Genomic DNA, 18324 nt, shown 5'->3' with positions numbered 1-18324 from the left:
CCTCAGCGTCGCATGAACCTGCCGAGCAGGCCCTTCACGCCGCGACCGATCGCCGCGTCGCTGCTCGAGCCACCGGCGCGGCCGGCGCCCGCGCCCATGCCACCGCCCATGCCGCCGCCGGCCGGACGACGACCGCCGCCCTTGCCCAGGAACCTGCTCACGATGCTGCCGATCATGGTGTCTCCCTCCTCGCCGGCGCGCTGCGCCGACTGATCTTGCGTGGACCCCACTCCCCTACCCAGCGCCGCGCCGGGTCATGCCACCTCACCCCTTGGTGGTGGCCGGCTCAGCCGACCACGCGGTCGGCGACGATTCTCGGCTCCCCGTCGACCTCGGCCACCTGCAGCCGCCGGGTCTCGCGCGAGCCGCCGTCGTAGGTGAGGGTCACGTCGACGGAGCCGCCGCCGACGTCCTGGATGGCGATGATCTCGACGGTGGAGATGGTCGACCAGAACCCGTCGTAGCTCTCGCGCCCGATCTGGTCCTGCAGGTCGGGTGACAGGGTGGCCCAGCCCGCGTCGCGGTCGCCGGGCAGCGCCGCGTAGTAGTCCTCCAGCAGCGCCACGGCCTCCTGACCGCGCACCCCCTGGGTCGCGGCCGGCGGCTCGCTCGACCCGCTGGGCTCGGACGTGGGGCCGGTGGTCTCATCGGTCGGGTCCTCGGTCGGCTCGTCGGTGGGCTCGGACGACCCCGACGGCGCCGACGTGCTCTCCCCCGCCGAGGGGGCGTCGCCCTCGTCGTCGCCGGAGGTGGCGACCCACACCAGCCCGCCGACCGCGAGCAGCAGCAGCAGCACGACGGCCGCGACCACCCACCCCGCCCGGCGCGTACGCCGCTCCTGCGGGGCGGGCGCGGCGGGTGCGGCCGCGGCCACGGGCGTCGGTCGTGGTTCCGGCTCCGGCTCCGGCTGTGGCTCCGGCTGCGGAGCGGGCGCGGGGAACAGCTGGGTGGCGGCGCCGGTCTCGTCGACGCGGGTGTCCTCGACGCCCGCCCCGCCGTCGGCGACGGCGCGCAGCTCGCGCGCCACCTGGGCCATCGACCAGCGGGCCTGGGGGTCGGGCTCGAGCATGTGGCCCAGCAGCCCGGCGAGCGCACCGGCCCGGCGGGGCGGCTCGGGCTGCTCGTGGGCGATGGCGTGCAGGGTGGCGATGGCGTTCTCGCGGGTCGCGAAGGGCGGGCGGCCCTCGACCGCGGAGTAGAGGGTGGCGCCCAGCGCCCACACGTCGGAGGCGGGCGAGGAGTCGGCGCCGCGGGCCAGCTCGGGCGAGAAGTAGGCGGGCGTGCCGGTCATCAGCCCGGTCTGGGTGCGGTGCTCGTCGAGGGTGTCGCTGCGGGCGATCCCGAAGTCGGAGATCTTCGCGTGGTCGCCTTCCTTGACCAGGATGTTGCCGGGCTTGACGTCGCGGTGCACGGTGCCGCTCTCGTGGGCCAGCGCGAGCCCGTCGGCGACCTGCGCCCCGATCGCGGCCACCCGGCGCGGTGCGAGCGGCCCTTCCTCGCGCACCAGCTGCGACAGCGTGCGCGAGGGCACGTACTCCATGACCAGCCAGGTGTGGTCGCCCTCCTCGACGGCGTCGAAGACCGAGACCACGTTGGGGTGCTGCAGCGCCGCCGAGCGGCGGGCCTCGCGCAGCGCCCGGGCCAGGTCGGCCGCCTCGCCGGGCAGCGCCCCGATCTCCTTGACCGCGACCTCGCGGCCCAGCAGCTCGTCACGGCACAGCCAGACCGCGCCCATCCCGCCGCGCCCCAGCTCGCGCTCGACGCGGTAGCGCCCCGCGATCAGCTCCGGTGCCATCCGTTCCCCCTTCGGCGCCCCTGGCGGGGCCGTTGCTCGCCCACCCTGCATACCCGATCGGGGCCCCGTCCACGCGCGCGGAGGGGTGGGCTCCCCTCGATCCGCCGCCTCAACTGGGCAGCACCGGCTCCAGGCCGAGCCACCCGGCGAGGTCCTCGACCTCGGCGCGCACCGCCTCGCGGGTGGCGGCGTCGAAGGGCTCGTCCTCGTGCACGGCGTGCACCACCAGCGCCCCGGCGCGCCGGTCGGCGGTGGCGTCGACCTTGCCGAGCAGCCGGTCGCCGACCAGCACCGGCAGCGCGTAGTAGCCCCAGCGCCGCTTCGCGGCCGGCTTGTACATCTCGAGCTGGTAGTCGAAGTCGAGGAGCTCGGCCATCCGCTTCCGGTCGAAGACCAGCCGGTCGAGCGGCGAGAGCAGCGCCACCCGGCCCTCGAAGGGCTCGTCGAGGGCGGCGAGCTGGTCGGGGTCGGCACGCCACTGCCCGCGCAGGCCCTCGACCACCACCGCCTCCCCCACCGCGCCGACGTGGTCGGGGTCGGGGCCCGGCACCTTCGCCGAGCGCTCCCGGGCCAGGCCAAGCGCCCGCAGGCGGCGTACGGCGCGCTCGTGCAGCGCGTCGTGGACCGGCGGCAGCTCGTCGTCGGCGTACACCCGCTCGGCGAGGTCCCACAGCGGAGCGCAGCCCTCGCGCCCGGCGACCGCGACCTCGCCGCGCGCCGCGAGCACCTGCAGCAGCTTGGCGACGTTCTTGCCGTTGCTCCACCCCGAGGAGCCCCACGGGCGCACGCAGGTGTCGGGCAGCGCGGTGGCCGGCAGCGGCCCGTCGGCGCGCAGCCGCTCGAGCACGTCGGCGCGGCAGCCGCCGTTGTCGAGCACCCACTCCCAGGCCTGGTGCTCGTAGGCGTCGTGCAGGTCGGGGTCGGGCCACACCGCCATCTCGGCGCGGTGCAGCGCGACGTCGGCGTGGTGCACCAGGCGCATCGAGATCTCGACCAGCCGCTGCTCCTCGCAGCGGTCGGCCAGCTCGCCGCGGTCGAGGCCCCCGCCGAGCCGGCTCCACAGCACCAGCTCGGCGCTCGGCGCCACCCGCGTGGTCAGGTCGACCTGCACCATCGTCAGCGCCCGCACCACCTCGAGCACGTCGAGGCCGCGACGCCGGGCCGGCGCGTCGAGCAGCTGGGCGCGCACCGCCACCCGGCGCGCCTGCTGGGCGCTCAGCACGCGCGGGCCGCTGCTACCTCGATCCGTGCCCATGCCTGGCAGCGTAGGCGCCCCGGCCGACGCCCGCGCCCACTACAGTCGCCGCCGTGACCCCTCTCAGCGCGCTCCTCCACCGAGGCCTCCACCGGGGCCTCCACCGGGGCCTGCACGCCGCGTGGCGCTACGTCGACGGCCTCGGCGAGATCGTGCCCGGCTCCCCCTCGGCCGCCGCGTTCGGCAGCCTGGGGCGCGGCAGCAGCATCGGGTTCGCGCCCGCCACCATCCTCAACCCCGCCTCGATCCACATCGGCGAGGACACCCTCATCGGGCGCTCGGTGACGCTCTCGGTCGGGTACGGCGCCGGCGACCCCACCGCCCCGCCCCGCGGGCTGGTGATCGGCGACCGGTGCGCCATCGGCGCCCGCAGCTCCTTCACCGCCCACGAGTCGATCGAGATCGGCGACGGGGTGTTCTGCGGCCAGGGCGTCTTCATCACCGACACCAGCCACGGCTACCAGGACCCCACGATGCCGGTCGGCAAGCAGTTCGGCGCCCACGACCCGGTCGTCGTCGGCGCCGGCTCGTGGCTGGGCCACGGCGCGATGGTGATGCCGGGCGCCCGGCTGGGGCGCAACGTCGTGGTGGCCGCCGGGTCGGTGGTCCGCGGCGAGGTCGAGGACCACGCGGTGGTGGCCGGCAACCCCGCGCGCGTCGTACGCCGCCTGGAGCCCGACGTGGGTTGGGTCGGCTCGCGCGGCGACGTGCGGCCGGTGGTGCCGCAGGCCGAGATGCTCGCCCGGCTGGCCGAGGGCTGAGCCCGGCTCAGCCGGTGGCGGCGACCGTCCGGGCCAGGTCGTCGAGCTCGGTGTGGAAGGCCTCGAGGATCTTCTCGGGGTCGGGGATGACGCGGGTGTCGGCCTTGAAGCCGACCCGCACGGTGCCGGCGTAGGTGAAGATGCAGGTCCCGAGCGTCTGGTCGCCCGACCCGGGCACCCAGCCCAGCAGCCCGCTGATCCGGGTGCCTGCGAAGTAGCGCGCCTCGCGCGGGCCCGGCACGTTGGTGGTGACCCCGGTGGCCTTGCCGGCGAAGAAGGTCACCAGCATCCGGCTCAGCCGGGCGCCCAGCCGGCCGATGCCCTGGATGAGCGCGAACGTGATGACCGGCTCCGGGGAGCGCTTGATCGTGTCCATCCGCCGCTTGGTCTCGGCCAGCCGGTCGGCGGCGGTGAGCAGCCCCGAGGGCAGCAGCAGGAGCACCAGCGCGAAGCGGTTGCCGAGCTCGCGCGGCAGCGGCAGGTGCATCGGGCGCAGGTTGACCGGGATCATCGTGGGGATGTCGACCGAGCGCCCGTCGTGGGCCAGCTGGTACTGCTCCAGCGACCCGGCCAGCGCCGCGACGAGCACGTCGTTGACCGTGGCCCCCGAGCCCCGCGCGATGTCCTTGACGACGCCGAGGTCGATCGGCTCCGACCACACCGCCACCTTGTGCTCCCCCGCGTCGCCGGACAGGCCGGTGTCGGGGTTGCGGGTCACCAGCAGCTTGCGCAGCGCCGCCACCCCGCTCAGGCCCAGGCGCAGGCCCTCCAGGACGGTGCGGCGCACCCGCTCCGGTCGCAGCAGCGCCGGCACCTCGGGCGCGGCCCGGCGAGCGGCCTGCACGACGTCGGCCAGCGCGCGGTGCGGCGCCGCGGGCTCGTGGGTGCCGTCGCGGTCGCCCTCGGAGGTCTCGTCGGTCAGCGAGAGCAGCACCTGGGTCAGCGCGATCCCGTCGGCCAGCGCGTGGTGCAGGCGCACGTAGAGGGCGGTGCCGCGGTCGAGGCCCTCGACCAGGTGCATCTCCCACAGCGGGCGGTCGCGGCGCAGCGGGGTGCCGAGGAAGCCGCTGACGTAGGCCTGCAGCGCGGCGTCGTCGCCGGGCGCCGGGAGCCGCACCTCGCGCACGTGCTGGTCGAGGTCGAGGTCGGGCACGTCGCGCCACCTGCTGCGGCGCCGGCGTCCGGTGCCGGCCACGGGCCGGCGGGAGAAGACCGGGTAGACGTCGAGGAGGCGGGTGCGCACGACCCGGTCGAAGCGCTCGCGGTCGAGCGGGCCGTCGAGGAACATCAGGCACTCGATGACCATCAGGTTCTGCGGCCGGTCCATGCCGAGCCAGATCGCGTCGACCGGGTCGACCCGGTGCTCGGTGCGGTGCCCGATCACGGCGTGGTCCTGTCCTCGAGCGTCATCCGGCCCCTCCCAAGGCTGTGCGGCACGTCACCGCGAACCTACGTCGCCGACGGTGGCGCCACCTCATCCCGAGCGGCCCGAGCGACCCGGAGCCGTCCCCGCCCCGCTCCCACGGGTGGTTTCCGCGCCGCGCGGGCCGGGTAGCCGACCAGCATGGACGACGCACCCACCACAGCGAGCGGCACCTCGACCGGCCTGCCCTCGAGGTCGTTCGGCCTGGTCTACGGCCTCGGGTTCGGCGGCTTCGTGGACGGCATCGTGCTGCACCAGATCCTGCAGTGGCACCACATGGTCAGCGACGTCGACGACTACCCCACCACCACCCTGGCGGGGCTGGAGGCCAACACGCTGGCCGACGGCTTCTTCCACGTCGCCACCTGGTTGCTGCTGCTGCTCGCCTCGGTGCTGGCGATCCGCACCTGGCAGCAGGGGCGCCTCGCGCCGAGCTGGAGCTTCCACTTCGGGCTGGTGCTCGCCGGCTGGGGCGTCTTCAACCTGGTCGAGGGCCTGGTCAACCACCAGCTCCTGGGCGTGCACCACGTGCGCGACGACCTGGGCGCGCCGCTGTCGTGGGACCTGGGCTTCCTGGCCGCCGGGGCGCTCCTGGTGATCGGCGGGTGGCTGCTGCACCGACGCGGCGCCGCGCGGCTCAGCCCGCGTTGATGCGGCGGTTGACCGCCCGCAGCAGCCAGCTCGGCGTCACCCCGGCCGAGCCCAGCATCAGCTGCGCCTGCCGCCCGACCGCGCGGTGCGCGCTGAGCCGCCGACCGGGGCGGACCGCGGCGAGCACCTCCGCGGCCACGTCGTCGGCGGTGAGCCGGACGCCCAGCGAGCGGGTCGAGGCGGTCTCGACGCCCTGCGTCATCGCGGTCTGCACGAATAACGGCCACAGCGCGCGCACGGTGATGTCGTCGGCGGCCCACTCCAGGTCGAGCGCCTCGGTCAGCCCGCGCACCGCGAACTTGGTCGCCGAGTACGTCGCCAGCTCGGGCTGGCCGTAGATCGCCGAGGCCGAGGCCAGGTTGACCACGTGCGCGCCCGGCGTGGCTGCCAGGTAGGGGTGCGCGGTGTGGCAGCCGTTGACCACGCCGGTCACGTTGACGTCGACCTCGCGCTGCTGGGCCTCGAGCGGGACGTCCGCGAAGCGCCCGGCCACCAGGATGCCGGCGTTGTTGACCAGCACGTCGAGGGTCCCGCCGGTGTGCGCGGTCAGCGTCGCGAGACCGGCGCGCCACTGGTCGGCGTCGCGCACGTCGAGGTGGCCGGTCACGACGGCATCGCCCAGCTCGGCGGCGAGCGAGGCCAGGCCGGGCTCGTCGACGTCGTACGCCCCGACCAGCCAGCCCTCGGCGGCGAAGCGGCGGGCGACGGCGCGGCCGATGCCGGCGGCGGCGCCGGTGACCAGGACGGATCGACGTGTCATGCGCGCCAGCATCGCAGGCGCCCGGCCTCAGGCGGGCACGGGGCGCGAGCGCCGCAGGAACAGCGCGCAGACCACCAGGCCCCAGCCCCCGAGCACCAGCCACGGCACCGCGGCGGCGTCGGTGCCGCCGAGGCGGCCGTACATGAAGCCGCCGCCGAGGTTGCCCACGACACCGCCGATCGCCAGCGCCAGGCCGTGCACGCCGAAGTAGGAGGCGACCGAGGAGGGGTCGGCGTAGCGCGAGACCTCCGAGTTCATGATCGGCGAGAAGAGCACCTGGCCCAGGGTGAAGACCACGACGCCGACCGACAGCCCGACGGCGCTCTGCCACAGCCCCATCACCACCAGGCCCGCGGCGAGCCCGAGCGTGGCCAGGGCCAGCGACTGCCGCGGCGCCAGCCAGCGGTCGGCCGCACGGGTCATCGGCAGCATCACCACGACCATCACCACCGCCGCCAGCGAGTAGACCGCACCCAGGCCCACCGAGCTCGGCAGCACGTCGCGGGCCAGCACCGGCACCGCGAGGTAGAGCTGGGAGACCAGCACCCAGGTGCCGGCCACCAGCGCGCAGAAGCCCAGGAACGGCCGGTCGCGCAGCACCGGCAACAGCCCGGCGGGGTCGGGCGCGGTGCCCTCGGCGTGCATGTCGCGGGGCAGCCCGACCAGGGTGATGACGAAGGCGACCAGGAACAGCCCGGCCGACGCCGCGGCGACCCACTGGAAGTCGAAGCCGGCCAGCAGCCCGCCCAGCAGCGGCCCGCAGACGAACCCGAGGTTGCTGAGGATCTCGCGCAGCGAGTAGACCTGCACCCGGTTGCGCTCGCCGGAGAGCAGCGTGTACGCCGCGTAGCTGGCGGGGTGGAACAGCGAGCCGCCGAGCCCGGCGAGGACGCTGGCCACGACCAGCCCCGGCACCGTGGTGACGACGGCGAAGAGCCCGAAGCCGGTGGCGCGCAGCAGCACGCCCGTCGCGATCGCCCGCCGGTGCCCCAGCCGGTCGGCCAGCAGGCCCGACCAGGGCATCAGCCCCTGCTGGCTGGCGCCGCGGATCGCGGCCAGCACCCCGACCACGCCCACGGTGAGCGCCAGGTTGTTGAGCAGGTGGTAGGCCAGCAGCGGCACCAGCATGTAGAAGCCGACCGCCATCGTGAAGGTGTCGGCGAGCAGCACCAGCAGCGGCGCCTCGAGGCGGGTGCGGCCCGGTCTCGTGTCGCTGCTGGTCATGCGGGGCGTCCGAGCAGGCTGCCGTGCCGCTCCACGGTGCGCCGGGCCGCGACCAGGGCGGCCAGGCCGGGCACGCTCAGGCCCAGCACCGGCACCAGCGTCGGCAGGACCGTGCACAGCGCGACCCAGGTGACCAGCACGACCAGCACCCCCGCGGAGCGGGCGGGGGCCGTCACGACCAGCCCCAGGGCCAGCCGCAGCCACTGCCGCGCCGAGCCGTCTCGGGCCAGCGCCGCCGCGGCCGGCAGGTGGGCCACCACCAGGGCACCCAGCGCCGCCAGCGGCACCAGCGCGGCCAGCAGCAGCACCGCCCACGGCGACGACCGGGTCGCCAGGAAGACCACGTCGGCCACCACCAGCGCCACCACGACCGTGGCCGCGACGCTGAGCGGCAGGGTGCGCCGCCAGGTGGCGGCGAGCTCGCGGAAGGTGGTGGTGAAGACCGTGTCGAGGTCGTCCTCGAGCCAGCGCTGCAGCGCCCGCACCAGCGCCACGGCGGCGCACAGCCAGGTCACCACGCCCAGCGCGATGACGAAGCCGGCGATGCCGGCGAACGCCAGGTTGGCGGGGTAGGCCAACCAGCGCAGCGCCGCCCCCTCCCAACCGGGGCCGGCACCGGCACCACGGCCGGAGGGGCGACGCAGCGTGCTCACCCGCCCAGCGACGACGTGCCGACGGCGATCCGGGTGCCCGCGGCGGCGCACTCCCCGGCCAGCGCGGCCTTCGCGTCGGCGCCGTCCTCCAGCGCCACTGCCAGCTCCTCCACGACCCCTCCTCGGCTGATCCCGACCACCACTGTGCCGTCCTGCTCGCGCACGTGGGCGGAGGAGGGCGTGTCGTCGTGCCACGCGAGCGGCTCGAGCACGCTGACCAGGACCGCCCGGGTGGTGGGCCCGGTCTCGCGCACCAGGGTGTGCTGCACGCTCTGCACCGCCAGGCTCGGGGTGCTCGCGGTCGGGTTGGCGAAGACCTCGGTGGGCCGGGTCGACCAGGTCGCGTCGCCCGGCGCGGGGCCGGAGACCCGCAGCCGGCCGGGGGCGGCCTCGGTCAGGGCGGTGCCGTCGGCGACGTCGAAGGGGTGGTCGGCGTGCAGCAGCCACGACCAGGTGCGCGGGGTCTCGCTCTCCAGGTGGTCGACGACCAGCAGGGTGCCGCGCGGCGACAGCGCGAGGTGCCGGTCGACCCGGCGCACGCCGAGCTCGTCGGCGTACATGGCGCCGGTCTCGCTGGAGGCGCAGGTCCAGCCGGCCTCCAGGACGGTCTCGGTGATCCGGGCGACGTGGTGCTCGGCGAGGTCCTCGTAGACGTGGTAGCGGTCCTCGTTGGCGAAGCCCTGCCCGTCGACCAGGATGCCGTTCTGGTGGCCGTGGCGCTTGCGGTTGGAGTAGCCCTCGTCGATCGCCAGGTAGGCGTCGTGGCCCAGCAGCGTGAAGGTGCCGGCGTCGGGCTGGTGGTGCCCGGCGTTGAGGGTGCGCCAGCCGCGCTCGCGGTCGAGCCGGTGCGAGGACTCCCACGCCTTGTGCCCGCCGCCGGGCGAGGCCTTGAAGGAGACCATCACCGCGTCGTCGTCCCACGAGGTGCGCCCGACCACGAGACCGAGGTCGGCGAAGAACCGGCTGGTCGGCAAGGTGTCGACGGGCTCGGGCTCGACGCTGGGGTCGTACCAGAGCAGCTCCTGGTAGGCCTCGGGGCGCACGCCCGGCTTGACCCCGCTCTCGTAGGCCTCGCGCCAGTAGAAGCGCTCGCTGACCCGGTCGGCGAGCCACTGGGCGTGCCCGAGGCGGTACTTCGAGGCGAGCTTGTAGTACATCGAGACGCTGTGGCCGCTGCGCCGGTCGTGGCAGTCGCCGTGGTTGATGATGCGCTCGAGGTCGGGCGCGGCCTGGTAGAGCCGGTAGTAGAAGGTGTGGCGCAGGTAGTCGCTGCCCTCGAAGAGGTCGATGCCCTCGGCGGCCTCGAGCACGTCGAGGTAGCTGACGATCCACGGGACGCCGTAGCGCCAGTAGACGACGCCCTCGTTGTTGGAGCCGTCCTCGGGCAGCAGCCCGAGCACCTCGGTGAAGTTCTCCTTGGCCCGCTCGGTCCAGGCCTTGGCCTCGGGGTGGCGCGGCGCGAGCACGTAGCCGGCGGTGGCCAGCCCGGCGTAGCAGATCCAGTTGTGGTTCTGCCAGTACGACGAGGACCACCAGCCGCCCTCCGACTCGACCGCGAAGTCGTAGAGCCGGCGGCCCTGCAGCAGCAGCTTGGCCTCGAGGCGCTCGCGGGTCTCCTCGGGCAGCGCGTCGCCGGCCCAGGACAGCGCCAGCGAGAGCCCGTGCAGGATCCACCCGGCGTCGAGGTCGTGGTCGGGCATGTTGGCCTTGCCCCAGTGCGGGAAGCCCAGCGGCGACTCGAGCCAGCGCTCGAGCTCGGTGAGGAAGTGCTGCTGGCCGGTCAGGCGGTAGGCCAGCGCCAGGTTGGCCGCGGCCGGGCCGAAGTAGGTGATGCTCGCGCTCGGGTGCTCGGTCGGCAGCTCCATCGAGCGGTAGCGCTCGCACTCCCCCAGCAGCCGCTTGAACTGCACCCGGCGCACCGTGGTGACCTCCTCGCGCAGCGCGTCGAGACGGCCCTCGAGCAGGAGCCGGCCGGCGCCGTCGTCGGAGCCGCCGTCGGGGCCGGGGCGGGTGGTGGTCGTGGTCGGGTCGCTCACTGGGGGTCCTCTGCTGGTGTGGTGGGGGTGGTCGGAGGGAGCGGGTGGAGCCGGTGTGTCTCGGTGGTGCCGTCGCCCAGGCCCACCTCGACGGTGAGGCCCTCGGGCGTGGTGCGCACCTGCACCGAGCGCGGGCCGTGCGGGTCGTCGGCGGGCTGGTAGGCCGAGACGAACCAGACCTGGTCGCCCTCGGCGTGCCAGTCGACGACGGGCAGCACCCGGGCGGGGTCGTCGGAGGGCCCGCGCCCGGGCACGACCCGGAAGGCGGAGGGCCCGGAGGCGACGTGCAGGGCGACGAGCTCGGAGCCCTCCTGGGCGCCGCTGCCCCAGGTGGTGCGCCAGTGGTCGGCGCCGCCCTGCACGGCGATCCCGGCCGCGGGTCGCAGGCCGAGGTCGAGGGTGCGCGGGGTCTCGGCGCGCACCAGGACGGCGTCGAGCAGGTAGCGCTCGGTCATCTCCAGGTGCCGCTCGAGGCGTACGCCGTCGTAGGCGTCGTCGGCGGCCACGCTCGCGCGGGCGCCCCGCTCGGTGGTCTCCCAGCGGGCCACCCGACCGGTGCAGGGTGCCTGATCGGCGTCGTCGACGCGCACGGTGGGGTGGGCCAGGGTGCGGGCGTAGTGCTGCAGGCGCAGGTGGCTGGCGTACGGCGGCACGCCGGGTGCCGGCTGCCACTGCTCCTCGCGCCCGTAGAGGTAGAGCCCGAGCTTGTCGTGGTGGCCGTGGCTGCCGCCGTGCGGGCCGGCGTCGACGACGGCCTGCCAGCGGCCCGAGGGCGGGCGCAGCACCAGGAAGCCGGCCTCGGGCCAGTGCACCGACCGGGCCGGCCGGGGCTCGCGCGCCGCGCGGGGCGGCCCGTCGAACCAGCCGTCGAGATCGTCCTCGAGGCCCGTGCCGGCCGGGGTGAGGGCGGCGCGGGCGTGCGCCTCGAGCCGGTCGAGACCGGGCAGGTCGACCAGCTGGCGACCGAGCACCGCGACCTCGAGGAGCTCCTGCTGGGCGGGCACCCGGGCGTACGGCCCGTCGTGCAGCACCGGCAGCACCCCGGCCTCGGTGGCCAGCCCGACGAGCACCGCGAGCATCCGCTCGAGCCGGTCGGCGACCGGCTCGGGCAGCGAGCGGGGGGCGCTGCCGCCCAGGCCGAGCAGGCAGGCGCGCAGCACGAACAGGTGGTAGTACGTCGAGCCCTCCCACTCCCAGCCGTCGTCGCCGACGGCGGCCTCGAGGAAGGCGTGCAGGCCGTGCGGGCCCTCCTGCCACTGCTCGAGGTCGGCAGCCTCGTCGCCGAGGGCGAGGCTCGCGCGGGCACACAGGGCACCGGCGGCGTCGAGCCAGGCGGTGTAGTTGTTGCGCAGCTCGCCGCGCTCCTCGACCAGGGTGCGGCGCGCGGCGTGCACGGTCTCGCCCAGCGGCGTGAGCAGGTCGCGCGCGGGTTGCAGGTCGGCCGCGTCGTGGCCGTGCACGGCCGACCCGGTCGCCAGGGCCAGCACGCCGTCGGCGACGGCCACCCCCCAGATCGACTCGGTCAGGGCCTGCGAGAAGAGCTTGCCGCGCAGCATCCACTCCTGCGACGAGGAGCTCCAGCCGGCGGCCAGGACCTCGCGGTAGACCTCCACGTAGTCGTGCACGAGGCCGACCGCGAGCGCCCGGTCGCCGGCGTCACCGGTGCGCAGGTAGCGGCGCGCGCTGGTGCGCAGCGTGCGGGCGCAGGCCTGGTGGGACAGCACCCGCCAGGCGCCGTCGAGCTCGGCGCCCGAGAGCCGGCAGCCGTGCGGGCACAGGTGCGGCTCCCCCTCGACCCGGTCGGGGTCGTGGAGCAGCTCGGTGCCGTGGGTGGGGCAGACGTAGTCGTGCCACCACCCGGCGCGCCCCGACGGGACGACGGGGCGCTGCGGGGTGGGGGCGTCCGCGGTCGGGGCAGTCACCGGGTGAGCACACCACCGTTGACGTCGATGGTCTCGCCGGTCACGTAGGCGGCCAGGTCGGAGGCCAGGTAGCACACGGCGCCGGCCACGTCGGCCGGGGTGCCGGCCCGCTGCAGCGGCACGCCCGACACGATCCGCTCGCGCGCCTCGGGGGCGGTGAAGGTCTCGTGGAAGGCGGTCTCGCCGATGAAGCCGGGCGCCACGGCGTTGACGGTGACCCCGTCGCCGGCGAGCTCCTTGGCCAGGCCCTTGGTGAAGCCGAGCATCCCGGCCTTGGCGGTGGCGTAGGCCACCGAGCCCGGCCCGCCGCCGTTCTCGGCCGCGAGCGAGGCCATGTTGACGACCCGGCCGCTGCCCGAGGCCCGCAGCGCCTTGGTGGCGGCGCGGGTGACGAAGAAGGCGGTGGAGATGTTGAGGTCGATGACCTGGCGGAAGAACTCGTCGCTCATCTCCTCGACCGGGCTGCGGCCGACCAGGTGGCCGGCGTTGTTGACGAGCACGTCGAGCCCGCCGAGGTACGCCGTCGCCTCCTCGACGCAGCGCTGCGCCTGGGCGGAGTCGGTCAGGTCGGCGCCGATGGCCACCGCGCGGCGTCCGGCCGCCTCGGCGTCGGCGACGGCCTGGGCCGCACCCTCGGAGCTGTGGGCGTAGTGGACGGCCACGTCGGCGCCCGCCTCGACGAGGGCGGCGACGACCGCGCGGCCGATGCCGCTGCCGCCGCCGGTGACGAGGGCGCGGCGTCCGGTGAGGTCGAGAGTCATGATGAGTCGCTTTCTTGTCGTGGTGTGGTCGTGCTGCGGTCGTGCTGGTGGTGCGGGGTGGTGCTCGGGGGGGGGCGTGCCGGCTACTTGATGCCGGCGTTGGTGAAGCCCTGGATGAAGTAGCGCTGGGCGAAGAGGAAGAGCAGCACCATCGGCACGGTCGCCAGGGTGGTGCCGGCCATCAGGTAGGCCCACTGGGTGGTGCCCTCCTGCTGGAAGACCGCCAGGCCGACCTGGATCACGCGCAGGTCGTCACGGGTGGTGACCAGCAGCGGCCACAGGAAGTTGTTCCAGCTGTCCTGGAAGGTCAGCAGGGACACCGTGGCGATGGCCGGCTTGATGAGCGGGGTGTAGACCCGCGCCCAGATCGCCAGCTCGCCGGCCCCGTCGAGGCGGGCGGCCTCCTCCAGCTCCTTGGGCAGCGAGAGGTAGAACTGGCGGAACAGGAAGATCGCGAAGGGGCTCAGCCCGCCGGGCACGATCAGCGCCCACCAGGAGTCGAGCCAGCCGCTGCCGCCCTGGCCGAAGATGTCGTTGCCGCCGAAGAGCGGCATGAACTTCACGATCAGGAACTGCGGCACGATCTTGGTGTACGTCGGGATCATCAGCATCGCGACGAAGGCCAGGAAGATCAGCTCGCGGCCCCGGAACTGGACCCGGGCCAGGGCGTAGCCGGCCATCGCGCCGAAGACGACGGTGATGACGGTGTGGCCCACCGAGATGATCATGCTGTTGCGGAAGTAGGTGGCGAACGGGGCCGCCTGCAGCGCCTCGGAGTAGTTGCTCCAGGCCCAGTCCTCGGGCAGGAACGACGGCGGGAACTGCGCCAGGTCGGCGGGCGTCTTCAGCGACGTCAGGATCATCCAGGCGAAGGGCAGGATCATCGTCAGCGCCGAGAGCGCCAGGACCACGTGCAGGACCACGCGGGCCACCGGCTTGGGCCGCCGGCTCTGCGGGGCGTGGGGCGGTGCGCTCGGGGCGGTCTGCGCCTCGGGGGCGTCCAGGTGGGGTGCGGTGGTGCTCATGCCTCGTCGCCTCCGGTGAGTCGTCGGTTGACCACGGTCAGGACCAGCAGGAAGGCGAAGAGGACGACCGACTGCGCGCAGGCCATGCCCATCCGGAAGTTCTGGAAGGCGCTGCGGTAGACCTCGTAGGTCATCATCGTGGTCGCGTTGGCGGGTCCGCCGTTGGTCAGCACGTAGATCTGGTCGAAGACCTGGAACGCCGAGATGATCGAGACGACGAACACGAAGAACGTGGCCGGCTTGAGCATCGGCAGGGTGATGGAGAAGAACTGGCGCACGCTCGAGGCGCCGTCCATCGAGGCGGCCTCGTAGAGACCGGGGTCGATGTTCTGCAGGGCCGCGATGTAGATCAGCATCTTCAGGCCGATGCCCTGCCAGATCCCGACCAGGATCACCGAGCCGAGCGCGAAGTCGGGGTTGGCCAACCACGCCTGGCCCGGGATGCCGAAGAACGACAGGAACCCGTTGAAGAGGCCGAACTGCGGGTCGTACATCCACAGCCAGACCATGGCGATCGCGACGGTGGCGGTGACCTGGGGCAGGAAGAACGCCGCCCGGTAGATCGCCCGGCCGCGCAGCTTCTGGTTCAGCAGCACCGCGATCACCACCGCGATGGCCATCGAGAACGGGACGGTGAAGAAGGTGTAGACGATCGTGTTGATCGTCGCCTTGCGGAAGACGTCGTCGTTCCAGAGCTCGGTGTAGTTGTCGAGGCCGATGAACCGCGGGCTGTCGAAGACCGAGTAGTCGGTGAAGCTGAGGACGATCGTGGCGAGCACCGGCAGGGCGATCCACATGCCCACGTGGATCACCGCGGGGGCGACCATCAGCCACCCGGTCCGCCTCTGCGTGCGCGCCATCGAGCCACGGCCCCGCGGGGGCGGGCCGGCGTCTCGGGCGGCGGGGGCGGCCAGCTGGGCCGCGTCATGCGCTGTCTGGGTCATCGTGCACCTCAAGTGGTCGGGTCAGGGGGCGGCGTGCCCGGGGTCCGGGCACGCCGCCGGGCGTCAGGAGCGGTCCATCGCCGCCTGGGCGTCCGCGGCCAGGTCGTCGAGCGCCTCCTGGGGCGTCTTCTGGCCCAGGAGCGCGGCCTCGACGGCCGCCGCGAAGTCACCACGGATCTCGAGCCACTCGGGCACGCCACCCTCGGGGTGGGCCTTGTCGAGGTTCTCCATGGCGAACTGCACCATCGGGTTGGACTGCACGTAGTCGGACTCCAGCAGCTCGGTGCGGGCCGGCACGTTGCCGCGCTGCTCGCTGGCGGCCAGCGAGGCCTCGGCGCTGGTGAGGAACTCCAGCAGGGCCGCGGCCGCCTCCTTCTCCTGCGAGCGGGCCGACATGGCCACCAGGGTGCCGCCGTGGAACATGGCCTCCTCGGTGCCGTCGACCATGAAGGGCACCAGCTGCTCGGCGACCTTGGGGTTGGAGGCCTGGGCCTTCACCCACACGTCGTTGTGGCCGATCATCATCGCCGCGCGGCCGTTGACCACCGGGTAGGTGTCGACGTCGGCGCTGGAGTAGCCGATGTCCTCGACGCGGTCCTCGCGCACCAGGTCGACGACGTACTGCAGGGCCTCGACGCCCTCGGGCGAGTTGAAGGCCGGCGCGCTCAGGTCGTCGTTGAAGAGGCTGCCGCCGTTGGAGAAGAGCAGCACCTCGAACATCTGGCGCGGGTCGAGGGTCATCACGTCGAGACCGGCCTGCTGGAGCTTGTCGCCGTCGCGCTCGGTGAGGGCGACGGCGTACTCGCGCATCTCCTCCCAGTCGGCGGGCGGCTCGTCGAAGCCGGCCTCGGCCAGCAGGTCCTTGCGGGCGATGCCGATGCGGGTGTCGAGCATGATCGGGACGGCGTAGAGCTCGTCCTCCCACATGCCGGCGTCGAGCACCTCGGCGGTGACCTCGTCGGACAGCTCGTCGTAGTCGATGCCGAACTCGCCGAGGCCCTGGAGCACGCCCTTGTCGGCGAAGCCCTCGATCCAGCCGACGCCCATCATCATCACGTCGGGCACCAGGCCGCTGGCGATCGAGGTGGTCAGCTTCTCGTTGAGGCTGCCGTAGTCGGTGTAGTCGACCGAGACGGTGACGCCCGGGTTCTCCTTCTCGAACTGCGGCAGGAGCTCCTCCTCGAGCACCTGCTTGCCGCTCTCACCCTCGAAGATCGGGGTGAGCAGCTTCAGCTCGGTGGTGCCGTCGGCGGCGTTGCCCCCGCCACCGCAGGCCGACAGGCTCACGGCGGCGGTCACGGCGAGAGCCGCGAGGGCCCCGGTTGTCCTGCTTCTCATCTCTGCTGCTCCTTGTGGTGTGGCTGTGGGTGTGGCTGTGGGTGGTGCTGTGCCTGGGTGGCTCGGTGGTGCTGGGTGCTACTCAGTGCTTCTCGAGGTGGGCGACCAGCTCGGCCGCCAACGCCTCCAGCGCGGCGGCTCCGTGGTCGACGTACGTCTTCTCCAGGACGCTGCCGACGCCGACGGCGACCGGGCCGGCGCCGAGCCAGCCCGCGATGCTCGTGGCGTCGACCCCGCCCGTGGGGATGAACCCGGTGTCGGGGAAGACCGACTGCAGGGCCCGGAGGTGGGCGATGCCGACGGTGTCGGCCGGGAAGAGCTTGATGGTGCCGGCGCCGAGCGCCCGCGCCCGGATGACCTCGGTCGGGGTCAGGACGCCGGGCACGGTGGGGACGCCCGCGGCCAGGCCGGCCACGAGGACGTCCTCGTCGAGGCCCGGGGAGACGACGAAGCGGGACCCGGCCGCGAGCACCTCGTCGAGCTGGGCGGTGGTGGTGACCGTGCCGGCGCCGACCAGCAGCTCCGGGTCGCCCGCGAGCTCGCGGATCACGCCTGCGGCGTCGGGGACCGTGGTGGTCACCTCGAGCACCGTGATGCCGCCGGCCTTGAGCGGGGCGGCCATCTCGACGGCCGTGCGCGCCGTGCGGGTGCGCAGCACCGCCAGCACGGAGGGGCCGGGCAGCAGGGTGCGCAGGTCGGGGCCGGTCGCGTTGGCGATCTCAGTGGTGGCGGTCATCGCGGGGCCACCTCCTCCTCGGCGAGGTGGGCGGCGTACTCGCTGGCGCTGGGCAGGCCCTCGTAGTCACCGAGGTGGGAGACCACGCGGCTGGCCACCCAGCGACCGGAGTCGAGGGCGTCGCCGAGGTCGGCGCCGCCGAGCGTGGCGTGCAGGTAGCCGACGTTGAAGGCGTCACCGGCGCCGACGGTGTCGACCACCGCGGCCACGGGGTAGGCCGGGCGCTCGAGGCAGACGCCGTCCTTGACGCCCACGACGCCGGCGGCGCCGCGCTTGACCACGACGGAGCACAGGTCGTAGGACTCCAGCCAGCGCAGCGCGGCGGGCAGGCCGCGGGCGGCGCCGCCGACCTGGGCCATCGCCAGCAGCTCGTCCTCGCCGACGAGCAGGTCGCTCACCGAGGGCAGGAAGGCCACGCTCATCGTGGCGGCATCCTGCTCGGACCAGAGCTTGAGCCGGAAGTTGGGGTCGAAGCTGACCGGGACGCCGCTCTCGCCGGCGAGCTGGACCATGCGGGCGGTGGCCTCGCGGGGGCCCTGGCCCAGGGCCAGGGTGATGCCGGTGACGTGCACCCGGCGCGCCCCCGCCACGGCCTGCTCGTCGACGTCGGCGGGCGTGAGGCCGGCCGCCGCCGAGCCGCGGCGGTAGTAGTAGGCGTGGATGTCGTCGGGCGCGCGGCGCTCCTTGATCATCAGGCCGGTGACCTCGTCGGGGTCGCGGACGATCCAGCGGGTGTCGACGCCCTCGCCGCGCAGGGTGCGCACGACCTCGTCGCCGAAGGGGTCCTGCCCGACGCGGCTGACCAGGGCCGAGGAGCGGCCGAGGCGGGCCAGGCCGATGGCCACGTTGGACTCCGCGCCCACCACCGACTTCACAAGGTGGCTGGTCGAGGGCAGGCGTCCGTCGGCGGCGGTCAGGCAGATGAGCGGCTCACCGAGGGTCACCACGTCGTGGCTCGCAGCCGGTTCACACTCTTGAACGTTGGTCACAGACATGAATGTGCCGTACGTCATACTGAATGTCAATCCCTATACTGAATC

At 73.9% G+C, this 18324-nt stretch carries 17 protein-coding genes; 2 read left to right on the top strand and 15 right to left on the bottom strand.

All coding sequences use genetic code 11. From position 1 onward, the window contains the following. Window positions 1-2 precede the first annotated feature (2 nt). From H0S66_RS12150 to H0S66_RS12140, 3 genes are all read right to left on the bottom strand, one after another. Complete coding sequence (locus H0S66_RS12150) at window positions 3-176, bottom strand: hypothetical protein (protein WP_179615614.1); 174 nt, start codon at window positions 174-176, stop codon at window positions 3-5. Between the two features lie 110 nt (window positions 177-286). Then, window positions 287-1795, bottom strand: coding sequence for a serine/threonine-protein kinase (locus tag H0S66_RS12145; protein WP_179615613.1), 1509 nt, complete (start codon window positions 1793-1795; stop codon window positions 287-289). A 109-nt stretch (window positions 1796-1904) separates the two neighbouring features. Beyond that, entirely contained in the window at window positions 1905-3050 is a 1146-nt protein-coding gene (locus H0S66_RS12140) for a DNA glycosylase AlkZ-like family protein (protein ID WP_179615612.1), read from the bottom strand. Window positions 3051-3103: 53 nt separating this feature from the next. Between H0S66_RS12140 and H0S66_RS12135 the strand changes: the two genes are divergently transcribed. Next, the gene (locus tag H0S66_RS12135) at window positions 3104-3811 is read left to right on the top strand and encodes an acyltransferase (protein WP_258016884.1); all 708 of its coding nucleotides are present in this window, start codon (window positions 3104-3106) and stop codon (window positions 3809-3811) included. Window positions 3812-3818: 7 nt separating this feature from the next. On the opposite strand, the gene H0S66_RS12130 is transcribed toward H0S66_RS12135, so the two are convergent. After that, entirely contained in the window at window positions 3819-5195 is a 1377-nt protein-coding gene (locus H0S66_RS12130) for a wax ester/triacylglycerol synthase family O-acyltransferase (protein ID WP_218876309.1), read from the bottom strand. 180 nt (window positions 5196-5375) lie between these two features. Between H0S66_RS12130 and H0S66_RS12125 the strand changes: the two genes are divergently transcribed. After that, window positions 5376-5885: a DUF2243 domain-containing protein gene (locus H0S66_RS12125; RefSeq protein ID WP_179615611.1), complete on the top strand. Its 510-nt coding sequence runs from the start codon at window positions 5376-5378 to the stop codon at window positions 5883-5885. On the opposite strand, the gene H0S66_RS12120 is transcribed toward H0S66_RS12125, so the two are convergent. The 11 genes from H0S66_RS12120 to H0S66_RS12070 form a co-directional block, all read right to left on the bottom strand. Continuing rightward, window positions 5872-6645 (bottom strand): SDR family oxidoreductase, encoded by a 774-nt coding sequence (locus H0S66_RS12120; protein ID WP_179615610.1) that lies wholly within the window; start codon window positions 6643-6645, stop codon window positions 5872-5874. The genes H0S66_RS12125 and H0S66_RS12120 overlap by 14 nt on opposite strands. Window positions 6646-6672: 27 nt before the next feature. Continuing rightward, window positions 6673-7869 carry an MFS transporter gene (locus H0S66_RS12115; RefSeq protein WP_179615609.1) on the bottom strand — a complete coding sequence of 399 codons (1197 nt, stop codon included), beginning with the start codon at window positions 7867-7869 and terminating at the stop codon, window positions 6673-6675. Further along, window positions 7866-8522, bottom strand: coding sequence for a hypothetical protein (locus H0S66_RS12110; RefSeq protein ID WP_179615608.1), 657 nt, complete (start codon window positions 8520-8522; stop codon window positions 7866-7868). The genes H0S66_RS12115 and H0S66_RS12110 overlap by 4 nt, the downstream gene beginning before the upstream one ends. Beyond that, a complete protein-coding gene (locus H0S66_RS12105) occupies window positions 8519-10558 on the bottom strand; it encodes a DUF4962 domain-containing protein (RefSeq protein WP_179615607.1) in 2040 nt (679 codons plus the stop codon). Before H0S66_RS12105 ends, H0S66_RS12110 begins: the two co-directional genes overlap by 4 nt. Further along, the gene (locus H0S66_RS12100; RefSeq protein WP_179615606.1) at window positions 10555-12480 is read right to left on the bottom strand and encodes a heparinase II/III domain-containing protein; all 1926 of its coding nucleotides are present in this window, start codon (window positions 12478-12480) and stop codon (window positions 10555-10557) included. Before H0S66_RS12100 ends, H0S66_RS12105 begins: the two co-directional genes overlap by 4 nt. Continuing rightward, window positions 12477-13241, bottom strand: coding sequence for an SDR family NAD(P)-dependent oxidoreductase (locus H0S66_RS12095; protein WP_179615605.1), 765 nt, complete (start codon window positions 13239-13241; stop codon window positions 12477-12479). The genes H0S66_RS12100 and H0S66_RS12095 overlap by 4 nt, the downstream gene beginning before the upstream one ends. Before the next feature lie 83 nt (window positions 13242-13324). Then, window positions 13325-14266 (bottom strand): carbohydrate ABC transporter permease, encoded by a 942-nt coding sequence (locus tag H0S66_RS12090; RefSeq protein WP_179615604.1) that lies wholly within the window; start codon window positions 14264-14266, stop codon window positions 13325-13327. Continuing rightward, window positions 14263-15210, bottom strand: coding sequence for a carbohydrate ABC transporter permease (locus H0S66_RS12085; protein ID WP_179615603.1), 948 nt, complete (start codon window positions 15208-15210; stop codon window positions 14263-14265). The genes H0S66_RS12090 and H0S66_RS12085 overlap by 4 nt, the downstream gene beginning before the upstream one ends. Window positions 15211-15273: 63 nt before the next feature. Next, entirely contained in the window at window positions 15274-16548 is a 1275-nt protein-coding gene (locus H0S66_RS12080) for an ABC transporter substrate-binding protein (RefSeq protein WP_179615602.1), read from the bottom strand. 82 nt (window positions 16549-16630) lie between these two features. Further along, the gene (locus H0S66_RS12075) at window positions 16631-17284 is read right to left on the bottom strand and encodes a bifunctional 4-hydroxy-2-oxoglutarate aldolase/2-dehydro-3-deoxy-phosphogluconate aldolase (RefSeq protein WP_179615601.1); all 654 of its coding nucleotides are present in this window, start codon (window positions 17282-17284) and stop codon (window positions 16631-16633) included. Then, on the bottom strand, window positions 17281-18228 hold the full coding sequence (locus H0S66_RS12070; protein WP_179615600.1) for a sugar kinase: 948 nt from the start codon (window positions 18226-18228) through the stop codon (window positions 17281-17283). The genes H0S66_RS12075 and H0S66_RS12070 overlap by 4 nt, the downstream gene beginning before the upstream one ends. Window positions 18229-18324: the final 96 nt, after the last annotated feature.

This window comes from Nocardioides marinisabuli, assembly GCF_013466785.1.
In the GTDB taxonomy this organism is placed as follows: domain Bacteria; phylum Actinomycetota; class Actinomycetes; order Propionibacteriales; family Nocardioidaceae; genus Nocardioides; species Nocardioides marinisabuli.
This window is presented reverse-complemented; position numbering and strand designations above follow the sequence as displayed.

Bases quoted from the DNA above. Each gene is read 5' to 3' on its own strand.
- H0S66_RS12150 (WP_179615614.1), bottom strand. From the start codon at position 176: ATGATCGGCAGCATCGTGAGCAGGTTCCTGGGCAAGGGCGGCGGTCGT.
- H0S66_RS12145 (WP_179615613.1), bottom strand. From the start codon at position 1,795: ATGGCACCGGAGCTGATCGCGGGGCGCTACCGCGTCGAGCGCGAGCTG.
- H0S66_RS12140 (WP_179615612.1), bottom strand. From the start codon at position 3,050: ATGGGCACGGATCGAGGTAGCAGCGGCCCGCGCGTGCTGAGCGCCCAG.
- H0S66_RS12125 (WP_179615611.1), top strand. From the start codon at position 5,376: ATGGACGACGCACCCACCACAGCGAGCGGCACCTCGACCGGCCTGCCC.
- H0S66_RS12120 (WP_179615610.1), bottom strand. From the start codon at position 6,645: ATGACACGTCGATCCGTCCTGGTCACCGGCGCCGCCGCCGGCATCGGC.
- H0S66_RS12115 (WP_179615609.1), bottom strand. From the start codon at position 7,869: ATGACCAGCAGCGACACGAGACCGGGCCGCACCCGCCTCGAGGCGCCG.
- H0S66_RS12095 (WP_179615605.1), bottom strand. From the start codon at position 13,241: ATGACTCTCGACCTCACCGGACGCCGCGCCCTCGTCACCGGCGGCGGC.
- H0S66_RS12090 (WP_179615604.1), bottom strand. From the start codon at position 14,266: ATGAGCACCACCGCACCCCACCTGGACGCCCCCGAGGCGCAGACCGCC.
- H0S66_RS12085 (WP_179615603.1), bottom strand. From the start codon at position 15,210: ATGACCCAGACAGCGCATGACGCGGCCCAGCTGGCCGCCCCCGCCGCC.
- H0S66_RS12080 (WP_179615602.1), bottom strand. From the start codon at position 16,548: ATGAGAAGCAGGACAACCGGGGCCCTCGCGGCTCTCGCCGTGACCGCC.
- H0S66_RS12075 (WP_179615601.1), bottom strand. From the start codon at position 17,284: ATGACCGCCACCACTGAGATCGCCAACGCGACCGGCCCCGACCTGCGC.